The organism is Kitasatospora setae KM-6054, assembly GCF_000269985.1.
GTDB lineage: Bacteria > Actinomycetota > Actinomycetes > Streptomycetales > Streptomycetaceae > Kitasatospora > Kitasatospora setae.
This window is the reverse complement of record NC_016109.1, coordinates 2064139-2078324: the sequence shown is the minus strand read 5'-3', so window position 1 is coordinate 2078324 and position 14186 is coordinate 2064139. Positions and strand designations below refer to the sequence as shown.

The window sequence follows — 14186 nt, the reverse complement described above, 5'->3', positions numbered from 1 at the left end:
CCATTGGGTGCCACTACGTCGAGCCCAGAGCTCCCAATATTAGGCATTGTTATCGGAATGTCTTGCCCATTGGCCCCCTTGGTAATATATCCGCCCACAAGGCGACTCGAAACGGCTTTCGACCAGACAGTCGACTGCCGGCGGGCCGGAGTCGTTCCGGCTCCGCCGACCCGCCCGGAAAAGCCGGAAGCCCCCTGCGCGAGGGGGCTTCCGGAGGGCACTGGTGCCGGTGGGGTGTCAGGGGGTGTCGAAGTGGCCGGCGGCGGTGGCGGTGGTGAAGGTGTGCCAGGCGGTGGTGGTGACGAGGAGGGGTTGGCCGGTGGGGTTCTTGCTGTCGCGGATGGCGATGACGCCGTGGGTGGTGGCGTAGGTCTCGGCGATCTCGACGCAGTTCCCCTGGCCTTGTGCGTCGGAGTGGCTGGACTTCCGCCACTCGACGCGGTCCGTAGCCAGGTCGGTGGGGGACAGGCGGGGCGCGGTGCTCATGTTCGGAGATCCTCCATTGCGCTGCGGAGCCAGGGTTTCGACTCCTCCGGCGACAGGGCTGCCGCCTGGAGGAGATCGTAGGCGAGGGCGGCGGCCTGCACCTCGGCCTGGTTCTCCAGGAGTTGGCCGGTTCCGTAGCCCTCCGCGTAGACGACGCGCGGGGCGTCGAGGAAGTCGAGCAGGGTCACCGAACTGCCGACTCCGTGCGCCCCGGCCGAGAACGGGAGTACCTGGACGACGGCGTGCGGGCCGTCCGCCAGTTCCAGTACGTGGGCGATCTGCCGAGCCATGACGGCGGGGTCTACGACCTGTCGGCGGATGACGCTCTCGTCCAGCACGACCCATACGAGGGGCGGGTTTTCGCCGTGGAGCAGGGATTGGCGCGCGGCTCGGGTGGACCAGACACGTTCGATCTCCTCGGTGTCGGCGCGCGGCAGCCCCAAGCGGAGAGCGGCCAGGCCGTATTCCTCGGTCTGCCACAGGCCGGGAAACAGGCTGGCGGCGTACTCCCGCCTCTGGGAGGCGAGCGGTTCGAGTTCCATGAACCGTCGTGACCAGTCCGGGAACGCTTCCAGGTAGGCGAGTTTGAACAGGTGGCCGAAGATTCCGCCGGCGTCGAAGTACTCGTCGAGTTCTGCCGGGAGGCCCCGGGGGATGGGGCGTTCGGCGGTTTCGACGTCGGCGAGGACGGTTTTGGCGTGCCGGAGTTCGGCGGCGAGGTCGGCGAGGGAGAGGCCGCGTTCCTTGCGCATCCGGCGGAGGTGGAAGCCGAACAGGTCGCGGACCGAGCGTTCCGGGTGGAGGGTCCGTTCGTGGGCTGCCATGGTGTTCCCCCGCTCTCCGCAAAATTTTTGCGAACATTGCCTGGCTTCTCAGCGTAGCGCCGAAGGGTGACGCTTGCAGTGCAGACAGTAACCCTCGGCGAGGGTGATCTCACCACGGAGCAGCAAAACATGACGAACAGTCAGCCATGCCCTGACGGGCCCGCCGTCGTCCGCCGGAAGTCCAAGTACCCGCGCCGGGCCTCGAAGTTGACGATCCGAGTCTACCGGGTGGGGGTGGACGGCGGCCGGGTGCCGGTCTCGTTCCGGACGTCCGGCCCGGTGCTCTCGCCGCCGCTGGTCTCGGCGTTGAGTTGGCCGGCCTGTGGGTGCCCGCGCTGTGTCGGACGGGGGGGATGAGTGCGGTTCGGTCTGAACGGGCTTGGGGCGTAGCGGATTTCACCGGGAAGGACGGCAAGTGCGGTACGGCGGTGAGGAGTCGGCGGATTCCGGGCGGGCGGCGCGGGAGCGGGCCTGGGTGATCGCGGACGAGTTGGCGCGGGCGGGTGTGGGGGAGGTGCAGTTGATCGGTATCGCGGCCGGGTACCGGGTCGAGTTGCGGATGCGGGGGCCGGCGCCGGATCCGCTCGGGGTGCTGAAGGCCCTTGCGCTGGGCGACCGTTGGGGGCACCGGCACACGTCCCGGCCGCGCGACGGCGGGCAGGTCCGGGACGTGGTGTGGAGCGAGGTGCACCTGGGGGCGACCCCCGGGGCGCCGGTTCAGGGCGCGACGTAGCGCACGTTCTGCATCATGCCGAGGTCCTCGTGGTGCAGGTGGTGGCAGTGGGCGAGGGCGTGGCCGGTGAAGTCCTCGTAGCGGACCAGGAAGGTCACCGAGTCGCCGGGGGTGCCGCCGGCCAGGCCCACGGTGTCGTGCCAGACCGGGGGGTCGAGCGGGCGGCCGTTGCGGTGGGTGACCAGGAAGGGGTTGGTGTGCAGGTGGAAGGGGTGGTTGAAGCCGGGCGAGGTCTCGCCGGTGCGGACCGTCCAGCGTTCGGTGCGGCCGAGCGGGAGGACGTGGTTGACGTAGTCGGGGTCGTACAGCCCGTACGCCGGGTCGCGGCGCAGGTCGCCGCCGGGGTGCGCGGGCGGGGTGGGGTGGGTGCCCAGGACGCGGAAGGCGTCCGGGAAGGGCTGCGGGAAGACGCCGGGGTCGACGTGGAACAGCACCTCCCGGTCGGGGCCGGTGACGTCCCGCTCGTCGAGCGGCGGCCGCCCGGGCGGGAGGGTGCGCGGCAGCGTCATCGGCGGGTCGTACGGGGCTCCCGCCACCTCGACGGTCAGCAGCGGCCGCGCGACCCGGTCGGCGCGCAGCTCGTACCGGCCGGGGGCCCCGCCGCGGACCAGCACGTCGACCCGGTTGCCCATCACCAGCGGCACCTCCTCGGCGGGGACGGGCGCGGGCAGCGTGATGCCGTCCTGGGCGATCCGGTGCATCGTCAACTGCCCTTCCGGGCCGGTGAGTCGGAGGTTCAGTGCGGTGAAGCCGGTCGCCGCGACCAGGCGCCAGCGCTGCACCTCGCCGGGCCGCAGCGCCAGCACCGGGCCGACCGCGCCGTTCACGGTGAACACCGACGGCACCCCCGCCAGCCAGGCCCCCGCGTCGAACGGCGGCACCCGCCCGTCGCGCAGCTTGAGCTCGTTGACGCACAGCACCACGTCCGCCGCGGCCCGCACCTCCGGCACCTCGTCGACGTCCCCCTCCACCACGATCACCCCCGCCATGCCGCCGGCCAGTTGCTCGGCGGTCGAACCGTGCAGGTGCGGGTGGTACCAGTACGTCCCGGCCGGGTGGTCGGCCGGGACGCGCAGCACCGTGCGGTAACGCGGCTCCGGGTCACCGGGCGCGGCGCGCGGCGCGAACTCGCGCAGCACGTTGTCGGCCAGCCCGGCCGGGGAGACGTGCATCCCGTGCGCGTGCAGGTTGAAGCTGTGCGGGCGGTGCGGCATCCGGGCGCCGTGGCTGTTGCCGGCGGGGTGGGCGGGGTGGGCGGGGTGGACGGGGTTGGGCGGCAGGCCGTTGACGTGGGTGAGCAGCAGGGTGTCCCCGGCCCGGACCCGCAGCGTCGGCCCCGGGAACGCGCCGTTGTAGGCCCGGACGGTGACCCGGCCGTGGCCCGGCACCTCGACCTCCGCGTACCGGACGTCCAGCACCTGCTCCAGCACCGACGGCACCCGCTCCGGCGCCGGCCGCCGCCGCACGGTCACGGGCTGCGGGAAGGCCGCCGGGGCGGGGGCCGCCGCAGCTGTCCTGGCACCGACCGCCGAGGCGAGGCCGGCCGCCGCGACCGTCCTGAGCACCGACCGGCGACTGATCGCGTGATTGTCTCCCATAACCGGGCAATCTAGGACAGAACGGCGGCCGGTCCGGGTCCGCCGCACCGCACGGAAAAGCGCCTGGGCAAGCACATGCCGGGCCGCTACGGTGTGGGCGGCCCAACAGACCCGGGAGGACGCCAGTGAACCGACGCACCGTCAGAGCCCTTGCCCTCGCCGCCGCCACCGTTCTCGCCGCCCTCACCCTCGCGGGCTGCGGCGCCGACCGCTTCGGCACGGCCGCCGGGACGGTCGGCACCGCTGCCCGGTAGCGGCGGCCCGGCCCCACGGTGGGAGGTCCGCAGGCATCGCCCGCCACCGCGTTCCGTGCCGATCGGGTAGCGGAACGCGGTGGCGGAGCCGACTGGAGCCCGGAGGAACGGAGTTCAGTCCGTCGGGGGCTCGTCGGCGATGAGGTCCAAGAGCTGGTCGGGCGTGAGGGTGGCGAGGTCGACAGAGCGGTCCGCGTGGACGAGCCGGGCCGTCGCCCGCTCGGCGGAGAGCTGCCGGGCCCGCTCGATGAGCTCACCCGCGCGGCGGCGCTTGCGGATCCGATCGGTGATGTCCGCGACCGCGAGCGCGGCGGACGGGATCGACAGGAGCAGGGACGCCACCGCGACGGGGTCGACACCCTTGCTGCCCGGGCCGGCCGCCGACGCCGACGGGACGGCGTCGGCGGGGTGGCCCCAGTCGGCGGCGACCGCCGCGATGCTCTCCCGGGCGGCTTCGGCGTTCGGGCCGGCAATCTCGATGATCATGATTCCTCGTCTTCGCTGTCTTCGTCGTCGATGGTTTCCAAGAGCTCGTCGGCCCGGGCCAGGATGTGGGCTGTGTTGGTCATGGCGGCAGCGGCCCGGCACTCCTGGAGGACTTGTCGAGCTTGAGCCCGTGCGCCTGCGGCCAGCATCAACTGCCCCAGAATGATCCCGACGGCCGCGACACCGTCCGGCCGTTGCAGTTCCAGGAAGTACCGGAATGAGGTGACCAGTCTCGGCGCCGCTGCGTGGAGGTCCCGACGGCCCAGGTCGATTTGAGCTAGGCTCCAGTTCGCTGCTGCGATGCCATCGATGTCGCGGAGCTTTTCATTGACTCTCAGGCGCTTCAACTGCAGCTCTTCGGCTTCGTCGACTTGACCGCGCTGGTGCAGGGTGTCCGCGATCTGTCCCCAGGTGACCGCAGCTTCGCGGGTGTCGCCGATCCGTTCGAAGGCCGGCAGTTGGACCTCTTGGCGGATGCGCAGGGCTTCGTCGACTTGACCGCGCTGGTGCAGGGTGTCCGCGATCTGTCCCCAGGTGACTGCTGTGGAGCGGGTGTCGCCGATCCTTTCGTACTCCGGTAGTTCGACTTCTTGGCGGATGCGCAGGGCTTCGTCGACTTGACCGCGCTGGTGCAGGGTGTCCGCGATCCTTCCCCAGGTGACTGCTGTGGAGCGGGTGTCGCCGATCCTTTCGTACTCCGGTAGTTCGACTTCTTGGCGGATGCGCAGGGCTTCGTGGACCTGACCGCGCTGGTGCAGGATGTCCGCGATCTTTCCCCAGGTGATCGCGGCTTCGCGGGTGTCGCCGATCCTTTCGTACTCTGGTAGTTGGACCTCTTGGCGGATCCGCAGAGCCTTCTCTACCTCCCCACGCTGGTGCAGGATGTCCGCGATCCTTCCCCAAGTGACTGCTGTGGAGCGGGTGTCGCCGATCCGTTCGAAGGCTGGTAGTTGGACCTCTTGGCGGATCCGCAGAGCCTCCTCTACCTCCCCACGCTGGTGCAGGGTGTCCGCGATCCTTCCCCAAGTGACTGCTGTGGAGCGGGTGTCGCCGATCCGTTCGAAGGCTGGTAGTTGGACCTCTTGGCGGATCCGCAGAGCCTCCTCTACCTCCCCACGCTGATGCAGGGTGTCCGCGATCCTTCCCCAAGTGACTGTTGCGGAGCGGGTGTCGCCGATCCGTTCGTACTCCGGCAGTTGGACTTCTTGGCGGATGCGCAGGGCTTCGTCGACTTGACCGCGCTGGTGCAGGATGTCCGCGATCTGCCCCCAGGTGACCGCGATAGAGTGGGTGTCGCCGATCCGCTGGTACTCCGGTAGTTCGACTTCTTGGCGGATGCGCAGGGCTTCGTCGACTTGACCGCGCTGGTGCAGGATGTCCGCGATCTGTCCCCAGGTGATCGCGGCTTCGCGGGTGTCGCCGATCCGCTGGTACTCCGGTAGTTCGACCTCTTGGCGGATCCGCAGAGCCTCCTCCATCTCCCCGCGCTGCTCCAGGATGTCCGCGATCTTCCCCCAGGTGATCGCGGCTTCGCGGGTGTCGCCGAGGGCGGTGAACAGCTGCCGGGCCTGGTGGAGCAGGGTCTCGGCCCGTCCGGTTTCACCACGGGTGATCAGGCGGACGGCCTGGTCGTAGAGGACCGCGGCGTGCTCTGCCGGATCGGTCTGCTGCCCGCTGGTCTCGATCTGCCGGATCGCGCGGTCCAGCAGGGCGTCAGCCCGCTCGCCGTCGCCGCCGGTGACAGTCGCGTCGGCGACCGCGCGCAGCAGATGGAGGGGGACCGGGTGGTGGTGGCGGTCGAGCAGGGCGATCGTGCGCTGGCCGAGTTCGGAGGCTGCGGAAGCAGAGCCTTCCTGCAGGACCCTTACGGCAGCGGTGGCGCAGTCGGCGGTGATGGCGGGGTGGTCGGCGTCCAGAGCGAGGCGGGTCAGTTGCAGGTCCTGGTCGCCGTCGCGGGGGGTGCGGGGTGCGGTTCCGCCCCAGTGGGTGTGGAGGGGTTCGACGGCCAGGGCGGCGAGGGTGGTGCGTTCGTCTTGGCTGAGGGGGGCGAGGTGTCCGGCGGCCAGGGCGTTGACGGCCACGGCGGGAACCTCCCGCCGGTAGCTGTCCGGGAAGGAATCGAGGAGGCCGAGGCCGCGCAGGCGGGTGGCGGATCCGCCGACCGCTTGGGCGAGGGTGTCGACGACGGGTTGTGGGACGGGGAGGGTGAAGAGGGTGCAGGCGCGCAGGAGGGCGTGGTGGGCGGGGCCGGCCTGTTCGAGGAGGGTGTCCAGGGCCAGGTTCTCCAGGAAGGCGGCCAGGTCGGGATCGGATGCCGGGTCGCCCTGGCGCAGGTAGGTCTCCATCGCGGTGATGGCGGCTTCGACGCGGGCCGGGTCGACCTGTTCGCCGTAGGCCAGGCGCAGTCCGATGAGGTCTTGGAGGCCGGGGTTGCCGCGGCTGACGTCCATGGCGCGGCGGGCGAGGTCGGTGCGTTGGGTGGGTTGTGCGTTCCGGGTGGTGGCGAGGTCGTGCTGGCGGCGGCGGAGTTTGTGCCGGGCGGCGGGCGAGAGTGGTTGGAGTTGGACCGCCTCCAGGCGTCTTTCCAGGCCGTCGAGGGTGAAGGTGTAGCGGCTGGTGAGGACGAGTCGGCTGTCGGTGGTGGCCGGGTCGAACGCGGCCAGGACGTCGGCGAGCACCTGGGCGGCCCCGTCGTGGAGCCGGTGCGGGCCGTCGGGTTGGGCGGTCAGGACCTGTTCGAGGTCGTCGATGATCAGTAGGAGGGGCTTGCGGGTGCCCTGTGCCTGGGCGCAGGGGCCGGTCAGCAGGTCGACCAGGAGGGCCCGGAAGCGGTCGGGGTGTTCGCGGACGTCGGGGCGGCGGTCCCTGAGCAGGTCGCGGGCGTCGGGGATCGCTTCGACGGCGGTGGCGATGGCGTCGAGGACCGCCGCGCGGGTGTAGTCGCCGAAGACGACCGCGACGGCCCGGTCGGGGAGGCGGTCGGCGATCCGGGCGGCCAGGCTGGACTTGCCCATCCGTCCCTGCCCGTGGAGCAGGACGCCGCCCTTCTGGTGGCCGCGCAGGGCCCGCAGGGCCTGCTGGAGTTCGGGGCGGCGGCCGACGAACATGCCGGCTGCCGCGACCGGCACGTTGTGCTTGCGGTCCAGGAAGGCGGTGGTCGCGTGGTGCGCGGGCGCCATCCGGCGTTTGACGGTCCCGGCGACCAGCGGCCCGCCGCCCGCCGGTCCCAGCCACAGTCGTGCGAGGTGCCAGTCGGCGCGTACGTGTTCGTCGGGGCTCCGCAGCAGTTGTCGGCGGGCGGCGTCCACGGCCACGGCCACGGCGGCGTGGCGGCTGAGCTGGGAGTAGAGGTGTTCGGCGAAGAGGGTGGCGGCGCGGTCGCTGACCGATCCGTCCCAGCCGATCACCGCCGGGATCCCGGCGGCCACCAGCTCGGTGGCCAGCGAGTGCGCCACCGCCGCCCCCGCACCGGCGGCCGGGCCGCCGCGCCGGCCCGCGCCCGCGGGGAGGTGCCCGGCGACGTCCGCGCCGGTGGCCGTCAGGCAGGCCGACACGAACGCCAGCCGCGGTTTCGGCGTCAGCAGACCCACCAGTTCCCGCGCGCTGGTCGGACGCCCCTCCCCCAGGTCGTCCTCCAGCAGCAGGACCGGCGTGGCAGGAGCCCCGGGGCCCTCGCGCCAGTTGTGCAGCCCGTGGCACGACAGGTGCACCACCGGCATTCCGCCCAGCTCCGCCAGCCGCATCCCCAGCCGCTCGGGAGTGCCCGAGTCCTCGACGACCAGGTCGAGGCCCATCTCCCCGACCGCCCCGAGGATCGCCAACTCCTCCGCCTCGTAATCGAGTTCATGCTGACCCCGAGGAGCCGAGGCCATGAACGCGACCCCCAGCCGCCGATCGTCCAGCGGATCCGCCGGGCTCGGGCGGCCCAGCCGCCGCACCACCGCGAACTGTTCGGGCTCCTCGACCAGGAACCCGCCCCCGGGCACGGCCAACAGCTCGAACGGCGCCCGCAACAGCGCCCACTCCGCCACCGACGGCCGCCTCGGCCCCCGGACCTCGAACAGCACCGGCGACGGAGCCTCCTCCAGCAACCGCGCCAACCAACGGCGGTCCCCGTCCAACCAGCCGTACAACTCCCGCCCCAGCCCGAGGAGTACCTCCCGCCGGGAGCCGCCGCGCACCGCGTCCACGTACCGGTTCGCGACCCCGGTCAGCCAGTCGACGTCACCGTCCCGCAGCGGCCTGCGCGGACCGAGCCCGTCCCCGCCGACGACCAGCTCGAACCCGCCCTCCTCCACCACCAGCCCAGTGATCATCCCGTCCCCCAGACGCCGCATCCAGTCCGCGGCAGGACCACACCCCCCGTGCATAGTGCCACTCGGGTGGGCGGGTCGGGCACCGGAAGCGGAATCCTCCCGCCCCCACGGCCCACAGGGGCGGAACGGCGCCGGCCGGTCAGCCCTTCAGCGGGGCCCGGCCCGGGCCGGGTGGGCCGGCGAAGGTCTGGGCGAGCGGGAGCCAGGCGCGGGCGGTGGGGCCGGTGGCGGTCAGGGCGAGGTCGTCGGGGTGGCGGCGCTGGGTGACCAGCAGGCAGAAGTCCAGGGCCGGGCCGCTCACCCGGTCGGTGGCGTCGGCCGGGCCCCAGTGCCAGAACTCGCCTTCGGGGGAGATGAGTTCGAATCGGATCGGGTCGTCCGGGGCGGGGCGGCCGTGCGCGGCGAAGGCGAAGCCGACGGTCCGCACGCCCAGGTGCGCGACGTGCCGGAGGCGGGCGGTCGGGACGCGGACGGCGCCGAGCGCGTCCGCGACGTCCTGGCCGTGCGCCCAGGTCTCCATCAGGCGGGCCGTCAGCATCGACCTGGCCTTCATCGGCGGCCCGAACCACGGCAGCCGCACCCCGGCGGGCACCGCCGCCAGCGCCGCCGCGACCTCCGCCCGGCCCGCCCGCCAGCGGGCCAGCAGTGCCGCCGGGTCCTCCCCGGCGCCCTCCGCCGCGCCCCGGTCGACCGGGGAGACCGGAGAGGCCGCGTCGGACCCGGTCGCGTCCGGATCGGCCGTGAACGCCTCCGCCAGGGCGTGGGCGAAGGCGTCCGGGTCGTGGGCGGCGAGCAGCGTCCAGCGGTCCGTCCAGGCCAGGTGGGCGATCTGGTGCGCGACCGTCCAGCCGATCGCCGGGGTCGCCAGCGCCCAGCCGTCCGAGCCCAATCCGGCGACGAGCGCGTCGAGTTCGGCTCCTTCGGCCTGTAGGTCCGCGACCAACCCGTCGTCCATCCGGCGTCCCTTCCGTGGCTGTTGTCGCCCGTCCCCTACCCCGGCGGGGCGTCCGCGCACCCGAGCTGCCGGGTGAGGTACGCCGCTCCGGCGGCCAGCAGCGGGGGCAGCGGCGCGGTGGACGGGTGCCAGGGGGCCTCGTACTCCCAGCACGCCCAGCCGCCGGGCGGCAGCAGGCGCAGCGCGGCGGGGACGGGCAGGACGCCGCTGCCGAGCGGGAGCGGGGTGCGGTCGTCCGGGCCGGCCAGGTCCTTGACCTGGAGGTGGCCGAGGCGCGGGCCGAGCGCGGCCGCCGTGGCGGCGGGCGGCTCCCCGGCGAGGACGGTGTGCATGACGTCCCAGAGCGCGCCGACGGCCGGGTGCGGCAGCGGGTCGAGCAGCCGGGCCACCGCCCGCCCGGTCGGGTGCGAGTCGTGCGTCTCGACCAGGATCCGCACGCCGAGCCGCCCGGCGGTGTCCGCGACGGCGGCCAGCCGCCGCACCGCCCGCAGGTCGGCCCCGGCGGCGGGTCCTTCGCCGCCGCGCGGGAAGACCCGGACGGCGGGTGCGCCCAGGTCGGCGGCCAGCCGCAGGTGCGCGAGCAGCGCCGCGCCGACCGGTCCGTCCGGTCCCGGGGCGGCCACGCCCACGTACGAGGCCAGTGCGATCGGGACGACGCCGGCGGCGTCCAGGGCGCGGACGGCGTCCCGGCGCTCGGCGGCGGTCATCGCCGGGTGCACGGGTTGGCCGTCGGCGCAGCGGAGTTCGAGGCCCTGCCAGCCGTGCTCGGCGGCCAGCCGGGCGGCGTCGGCGAGCGGCAGGTCGGGGAGGCCGAGAGTGGAGAACGCGAGCGGCATCGGGCAAGGATATATTCAGGTCAAGAGAAAGTCCCGGCCGTCCGGGCGCCCGTACCGGGGAACCCGAGCGGGTCCGACCAGGTTCGAGGAGCACCCGGTGACCCAGACCCGTACCCCGGCCACCGCCACCACCCAGACCGTCGCACAGGTCAACCAGACCGTCCTGCTGGAGGTGCTGCGGCGGCACGGCACGCTCTCCCGGCAGCGGCTGGCCACCGAGAGCGGGCTGAGCACCGCGACCGTGCACCGGCTGGTCGAGGTGCTGCGGGCGGCCGGCCTGGTCGAGGTGGAGGCCGAGCGGGCGCCCTCCAGCGGCGGGCGGCCGCCGCAGCTGATCCGCTACAACGCCCGCGCGCAGACCGTGCTCGCGGTGGCGATGCGCCCGCGCCGGATCGTCGGCGTGGTGACCGACCTGGACGGCACCGTGCTGCACGAGGCCGAGCACTACTGGGAGTTCGCCGCCGGTTCGGGTTCGGCCGGCCCGGCCGGTCAGGCCGGCTCGCCCGGTGCCGGGCCCGCCGCCGAGCGCCCCCGTGAGATCACCGCCGCCGACCTGACCGGCCCGCTGCTGGCCCTGCTCGACGGCCTGCGCGGCTGGGCGGGCCGGCACGCGGGCGAGCCCCGGGCGCTGGTCGCGGGCGTGCCCGGGGTGGTCCGGGACCGCACCGGGCTGGTCGAGTTCGCGTCCGCGCTGGACTGGCCGGGGCTGCGGCTCGGCGCGCTGCTCCAGGAGCGGTACGGGGTGCCGGTCGCGGTCGAGAGCAACGTCAACCTGGTCGCGCTGGCCGTCCAGCGCACCGAGGCGGCCGCCGGGGTCGGCGACCTCGCGGCGGTGGTGGTCGGCATCGAGGTCGGCGCCGGGATCGTCCTGGACGGCCGGCTGCACCGCGGCCGACTCGGCTCGGCCGGGGCGCTCGGCTCCCTGATGTCCGGCCGCGACGCGCTCGACCGGCCGCTCGGCCGCACCGGCGACACCCAGGCCCGGATCGGCGACCACGCGGTCGACCGGCGGATCACCGAAGCGGGCCTCAGCGTCTCCGGCAGCCCGGCCGAACGGGTCGGCGAACTGTTCCGGCTCGGCCGGGACGGCAACCCGGCGGCCCTCCGGCTGATCGACGAACTCACCGACGACCTGGCCCTGTTGGTCGCCAACCTGAGCGTGGTGCTCGGCCCCGAACTGGTCGCCCTCGGCGGCCGGCTGTTCTGGGAGAGCGGCGGCCTGCTGCCCGCCGCGATCGAGAGCCGCCTCCAGGGCCGGATCCCGGCCCCGCCCCGGCTGATGGTCGTCCACACCACCACGACCGAGCTGGTCGGCGCGGCGGCGGCGGCCGTCCGCCTCGCGGACGGGGCGACGTTCATCACCCGCTGAGCCCGCCGGGCTTGCTGAGCCCGCCGGGCTCGCCGGGTGGGTGCCGAATGTTCCGAAATCTCCTTCCTGGCACCGGATATCCGGCATATCCGGTGCCGCCGCCATGGGTTCTCGATCCGTTTGTCGCCCCGTATGTCGGGCCCGCCCGATATCTGAACCCGCCCCCACCGTCCGGGATTCGGGGAAAAGCGTTGGTCAAATCGGCGGACTGGTAAGGTCCCTGGCAACAAGCCAAATCGGGGGGTTACGGCTTCTTGCCCGCTGTTCCCATGTCTCCGAATCACCGTGGACCGGGCGCCACCGCACGGGCAGGCCGACAACGGTTCTGCGGGAGCGCGCCCAAGAACTGGCGCAGCATGCGTACGAAGACCATGAAACTGACCGTCGCCGCCGTCGCCGCGGCCGCCGCCCTCTCGCTGGTGGCGTGCGACCCGGAGGGCGGGGACGCGACCGGCGACGCGGCGGGCGCGGGCGGCGGCTCCACCGCTTCGGCCCCGGCCGCCGGCGGCGGCACGGGCGGCTCCGGCGGGTCCGGCGGCTCCACCGCCTCCGCCGCGGCGGGCGGCAAGGGCACCGGCTCTGCGGGCGGGTCGACCGCGTCGACGGGTGCGGGCGCGGGGACGGCCGGTACCACCGGGGGCGGCGCGGCGGGCGGCACCGGGGGCGGCAAGCTGACGCAGGCCGCGCACCCGGTGAAGATCGGCCAGCCGGCCACGGTCGACTTCACCGACAAGCAGGCGAGTGTCACCACCAAGCTCCAGGTCACCGTCACCGGGGTCGAGATCGGCTCGATCAAGGACTTCCAGGACGCCAAGGCGTCCACCGCCAACCTGGACGGCCAGACCCTGGTCTACGTCAGCTACACCATCAAGAACGTCGGCGACGCGAGCCTCTCCTTCACCGCGCCGGACTCGAAGTTCGTCGTGGCCGACCCGACCGGCCGCAACGGAGTCTTCCAGACGCCTGTCGGCACGACGCCGATCGCCAAGTGCACCCCGGCGAAGTTCCAGGGCGTCAAGAAGGACATGGAAGTCAAGGGCTGCACCATCATCGGCCTGGCCGGCGCCAACAACACGCCCGCCCAGGTCGGCTACCTCGACCTGAACGACCGGCTCAAGCTCCAGGCGTCCTGGACGAAGTGACGCCCGCGCCCCGAGCGCCCGCGCCCCCCGCGACCACTCGTCGCGGGGGGCGTTTCGCTTCCCAGCAACCCCCAGCACCGATTGCCACCACCAGTCGCGACCAGCCGCCGACCTCTATTTCTCGATGTGATAGAAAGTCGGGGTGGGGGCCGCGCCGACCCGGCCCCGGAGATCGAGGGGGCCCGATGACCGCAGCCGTGTTCGCGATGGATCCGGCCCGCTTCGCCGACGTGTACGGGCCCGCGGCCCGGGCCCGGATCGCGGCGCGGGCCGAGGTGCTCGCCGATCCGGGCCACCCGGACGGGGTCTGGAGCGCCGAGCGGCTGGCCGCCGCGCCGCCGGAGCCGCTGAGCGGGGTGGAGGTGCTCTGCACCGGCTGGGGCGGCCCGGTGCTGGACGCCGGGACGCTGGCCCGGCTGCCGCGGCTGCGACTGGTGCTGTACGCGGCGGGTTCGGTGCGGCGGATCGCCGGGGAGGCGTTCTGGGCGGCGGGCGTGCCGATCGTCGCGGCCGCCCGCGCCAACGCGGTGCCGGTCGCCGAGTTCGCCGTCGCGCAGGCGGTCTACGCGCTGAAGGGCGGCTGGCGGCACGTCCTCGCCGCCCGGGCGGCCCGGGCGGCCGTCCCGGCGGCCCGCACGCCGGGCGCGTACGGTTCGACGGTCGGGGTGCTGTCGCTGGGCGAGGTGGGCCGGCTGGTCTGCGAGCTGCTGCGCGGCTACGACGTCGAGGTGCTCGCCCACGACCCGTACGCCGCGCCGCCGCCCGGGGTCCGGGCGGTCGGGATCGAGGAGCTGTTCGCGGCCTCCGACGTGCTGAGCGTGCACACCCCGCTGCTGCCGGAGACCCGCGGCCTGGTCGGCCGCCCGCTGCTGGCGTCGATGAAGCCCGGCGCCACGCTGCTGAACACCGCTCGCGGCGCCGTCCTGGACGAGCCCGCGCTGCTCGACGTGCTGCGCGAGCGCCCGGACCTGTTCGCGGTGCTCGACGTCACCGACCCCGAGCCGCCGCTGCCCGGCTCGCCGCTGTTCACCCTGCCCAACGTGGTGGTCACCCCGCACCTGGCGGGCAGCCGGGGGCTGGAGCGCCGCCGCCTCGGCGACCTGGTGGCGGCCGAGTTCGAACGCTGGACCCGGGGCGAACCGCTGCGCCACGCGCTCGACCCGCGCGGCTACGAACGGATGGCCTGA

General features: G+C 73.5%; 12 protein-coding genes. 5 read left to right on the top strand and 7 right to left on the bottom strand.

All coding sequences use genetic code 11. From position 1 onward, the window contains the following. Positions 1-237 precede the first annotated feature (237 nt). Both KSE_RS09185 and KSE_RS09180 read right to left on the bottom strand, forming a co-directional pair. Positions 238-486, bottom strand: a complete 249-nt coding sequence (locus KSE_RS09185; RefSeq protein WP_014135014.1) for a DUF397 domain-containing protein — start codon at positions 484-486, stop codon at positions 238-240. Continuing rightward, positions 483-1310: a helix-turn-helix domain-containing protein gene (locus KSE_RS09180; protein ID WP_014135013.1), complete on the bottom strand. Its 828-nt coding sequence runs from the start codon at positions 1308-1310 to the stop codon at positions 483-485. The genes KSE_RS09185 and KSE_RS09180 overlap by 4 nt, the downstream gene beginning before the upstream one ends. 415 nt (positions 1311-1725) lie before the next feature. On the opposite strand from KSE_RS09180, the gene KSE_RS09175 reads away from it, so the two are divergent. Next, positions 1726-2043: a hypothetical protein gene (locus tag KSE_RS09175; protein ID WP_014135011.1), complete on the top strand. Its 318-nt coding sequence runs from the start codon at positions 1726-1728 to the stop codon at positions 2041-2043. Here the strand turns inward: KSE_RS09175 and KSE_RS09170 are convergent. Further along, on the bottom strand, positions 2028-3641 hold the full coding sequence (locus KSE_RS09170; protein WP_014135010.1) for a multicopper oxidase family protein: 1614 nt from the start codon (positions 3639-3641) through the stop codon (positions 2028-2030). The two genes, KSE_RS09175 and KSE_RS09170, sit on opposite strands and share 16 nt — an antisense overlap. Before the next feature lie 125 nt (positions 3642-3766). Here KSE_RS09170 and KSE_RS45730 point away from each other — a divergent pair, with 125 nt between their 5' ends. Beyond that, positions 3767-3895, top strand: a complete 129-nt coding sequence (locus KSE_RS45730; protein WP_255518938.1) for a hypothetical protein — start codon at positions 3767-3769, stop codon at positions 3893-3895. Between the two features lie 114 nt (positions 3896-4009). On the opposite strand, the gene KSE_RS09165 is transcribed toward KSE_RS45730, so the two are convergent. The 4 genes from KSE_RS09165 to KSE_RS09150 form a co-directional block, all read right to left on the bottom strand. After that, positions 4010-4381 (bottom strand): hypothetical protein, encoded by a 372-nt coding sequence (locus tag KSE_RS09165; RefSeq protein ID WP_014135009.1) that lies wholly within the window; start codon positions 4379-4381, stop codon positions 4010-4012. After that, positions 4378-8697: a CHAT domain-containing protein gene (locus KSE_RS09160; RefSeq protein WP_014135008.1), complete on the bottom strand. Its 4320-nt coding sequence runs from the start codon at positions 8695-8697 to the stop codon at positions 4378-4380. Before KSE_RS09160 ends, KSE_RS09165 begins: the two co-directional genes overlap by 4 nt. A gap of 139 nt (positions 8698-8836) precedes the next feature. Beyond that, positions 8837-9652, bottom strand: coding sequence for a TIGR03084 family metal-binding protein (locus KSE_RS09155; RefSeq protein ID WP_014135007.1), 816 nt, complete (start codon positions 9650-9652; stop codon positions 8837-8839). Positions 9653-9687: 35 nt separating this feature from the next. Then, on the bottom strand, positions 9688-10488 hold the full coding sequence (locus KSE_RS09150; protein WP_014135006.1) for a sugar phosphate isomerase/epimerase family protein: 801 nt from the start codon (positions 10486-10488) through the stop codon (positions 9688-9690). Positions 10489-10585: 97 nt separating this feature from the next. On the opposite strand from KSE_RS09150, the gene KSE_RS09145 reads away from it, so the two are divergent. The 3 genes from KSE_RS09145 (at position 10586) to KSE_RS09135 (ending at position 14186) form a co-directional block, all read left to right on the top strand. Then, the gene (locus KSE_RS09145; RefSeq protein WP_014135005.1) at positions 10586-11857 is read left to right on the top strand and encodes an ROK family transcriptional regulator; all 1272 of its coding nucleotides are present in this window, start codon (positions 10586-10588) and stop codon (positions 11855-11857) included. Positions 11858-12213: 356 nt separating this feature from the next. Then, a complete protein-coding gene (locus tag KSE_RS38275; protein ID WP_014135004.1) occupies positions 12214-12999 on the top strand; it encodes a hypothetical protein in 786 nt (261 codons plus the stop codon). Positions 13000-13184: 185 nt separating this feature from the next. Then, positions 13185-14186 carry a hydroxyacid dehydrogenase gene (locus KSE_RS09135; RefSeq protein ID WP_014135003.1) on the top strand — a complete coding sequence of 334 codons (1002 nt, stop codon included), beginning with the start codon at positions 13185-13187 and terminating at the stop codon, positions 14184-14186.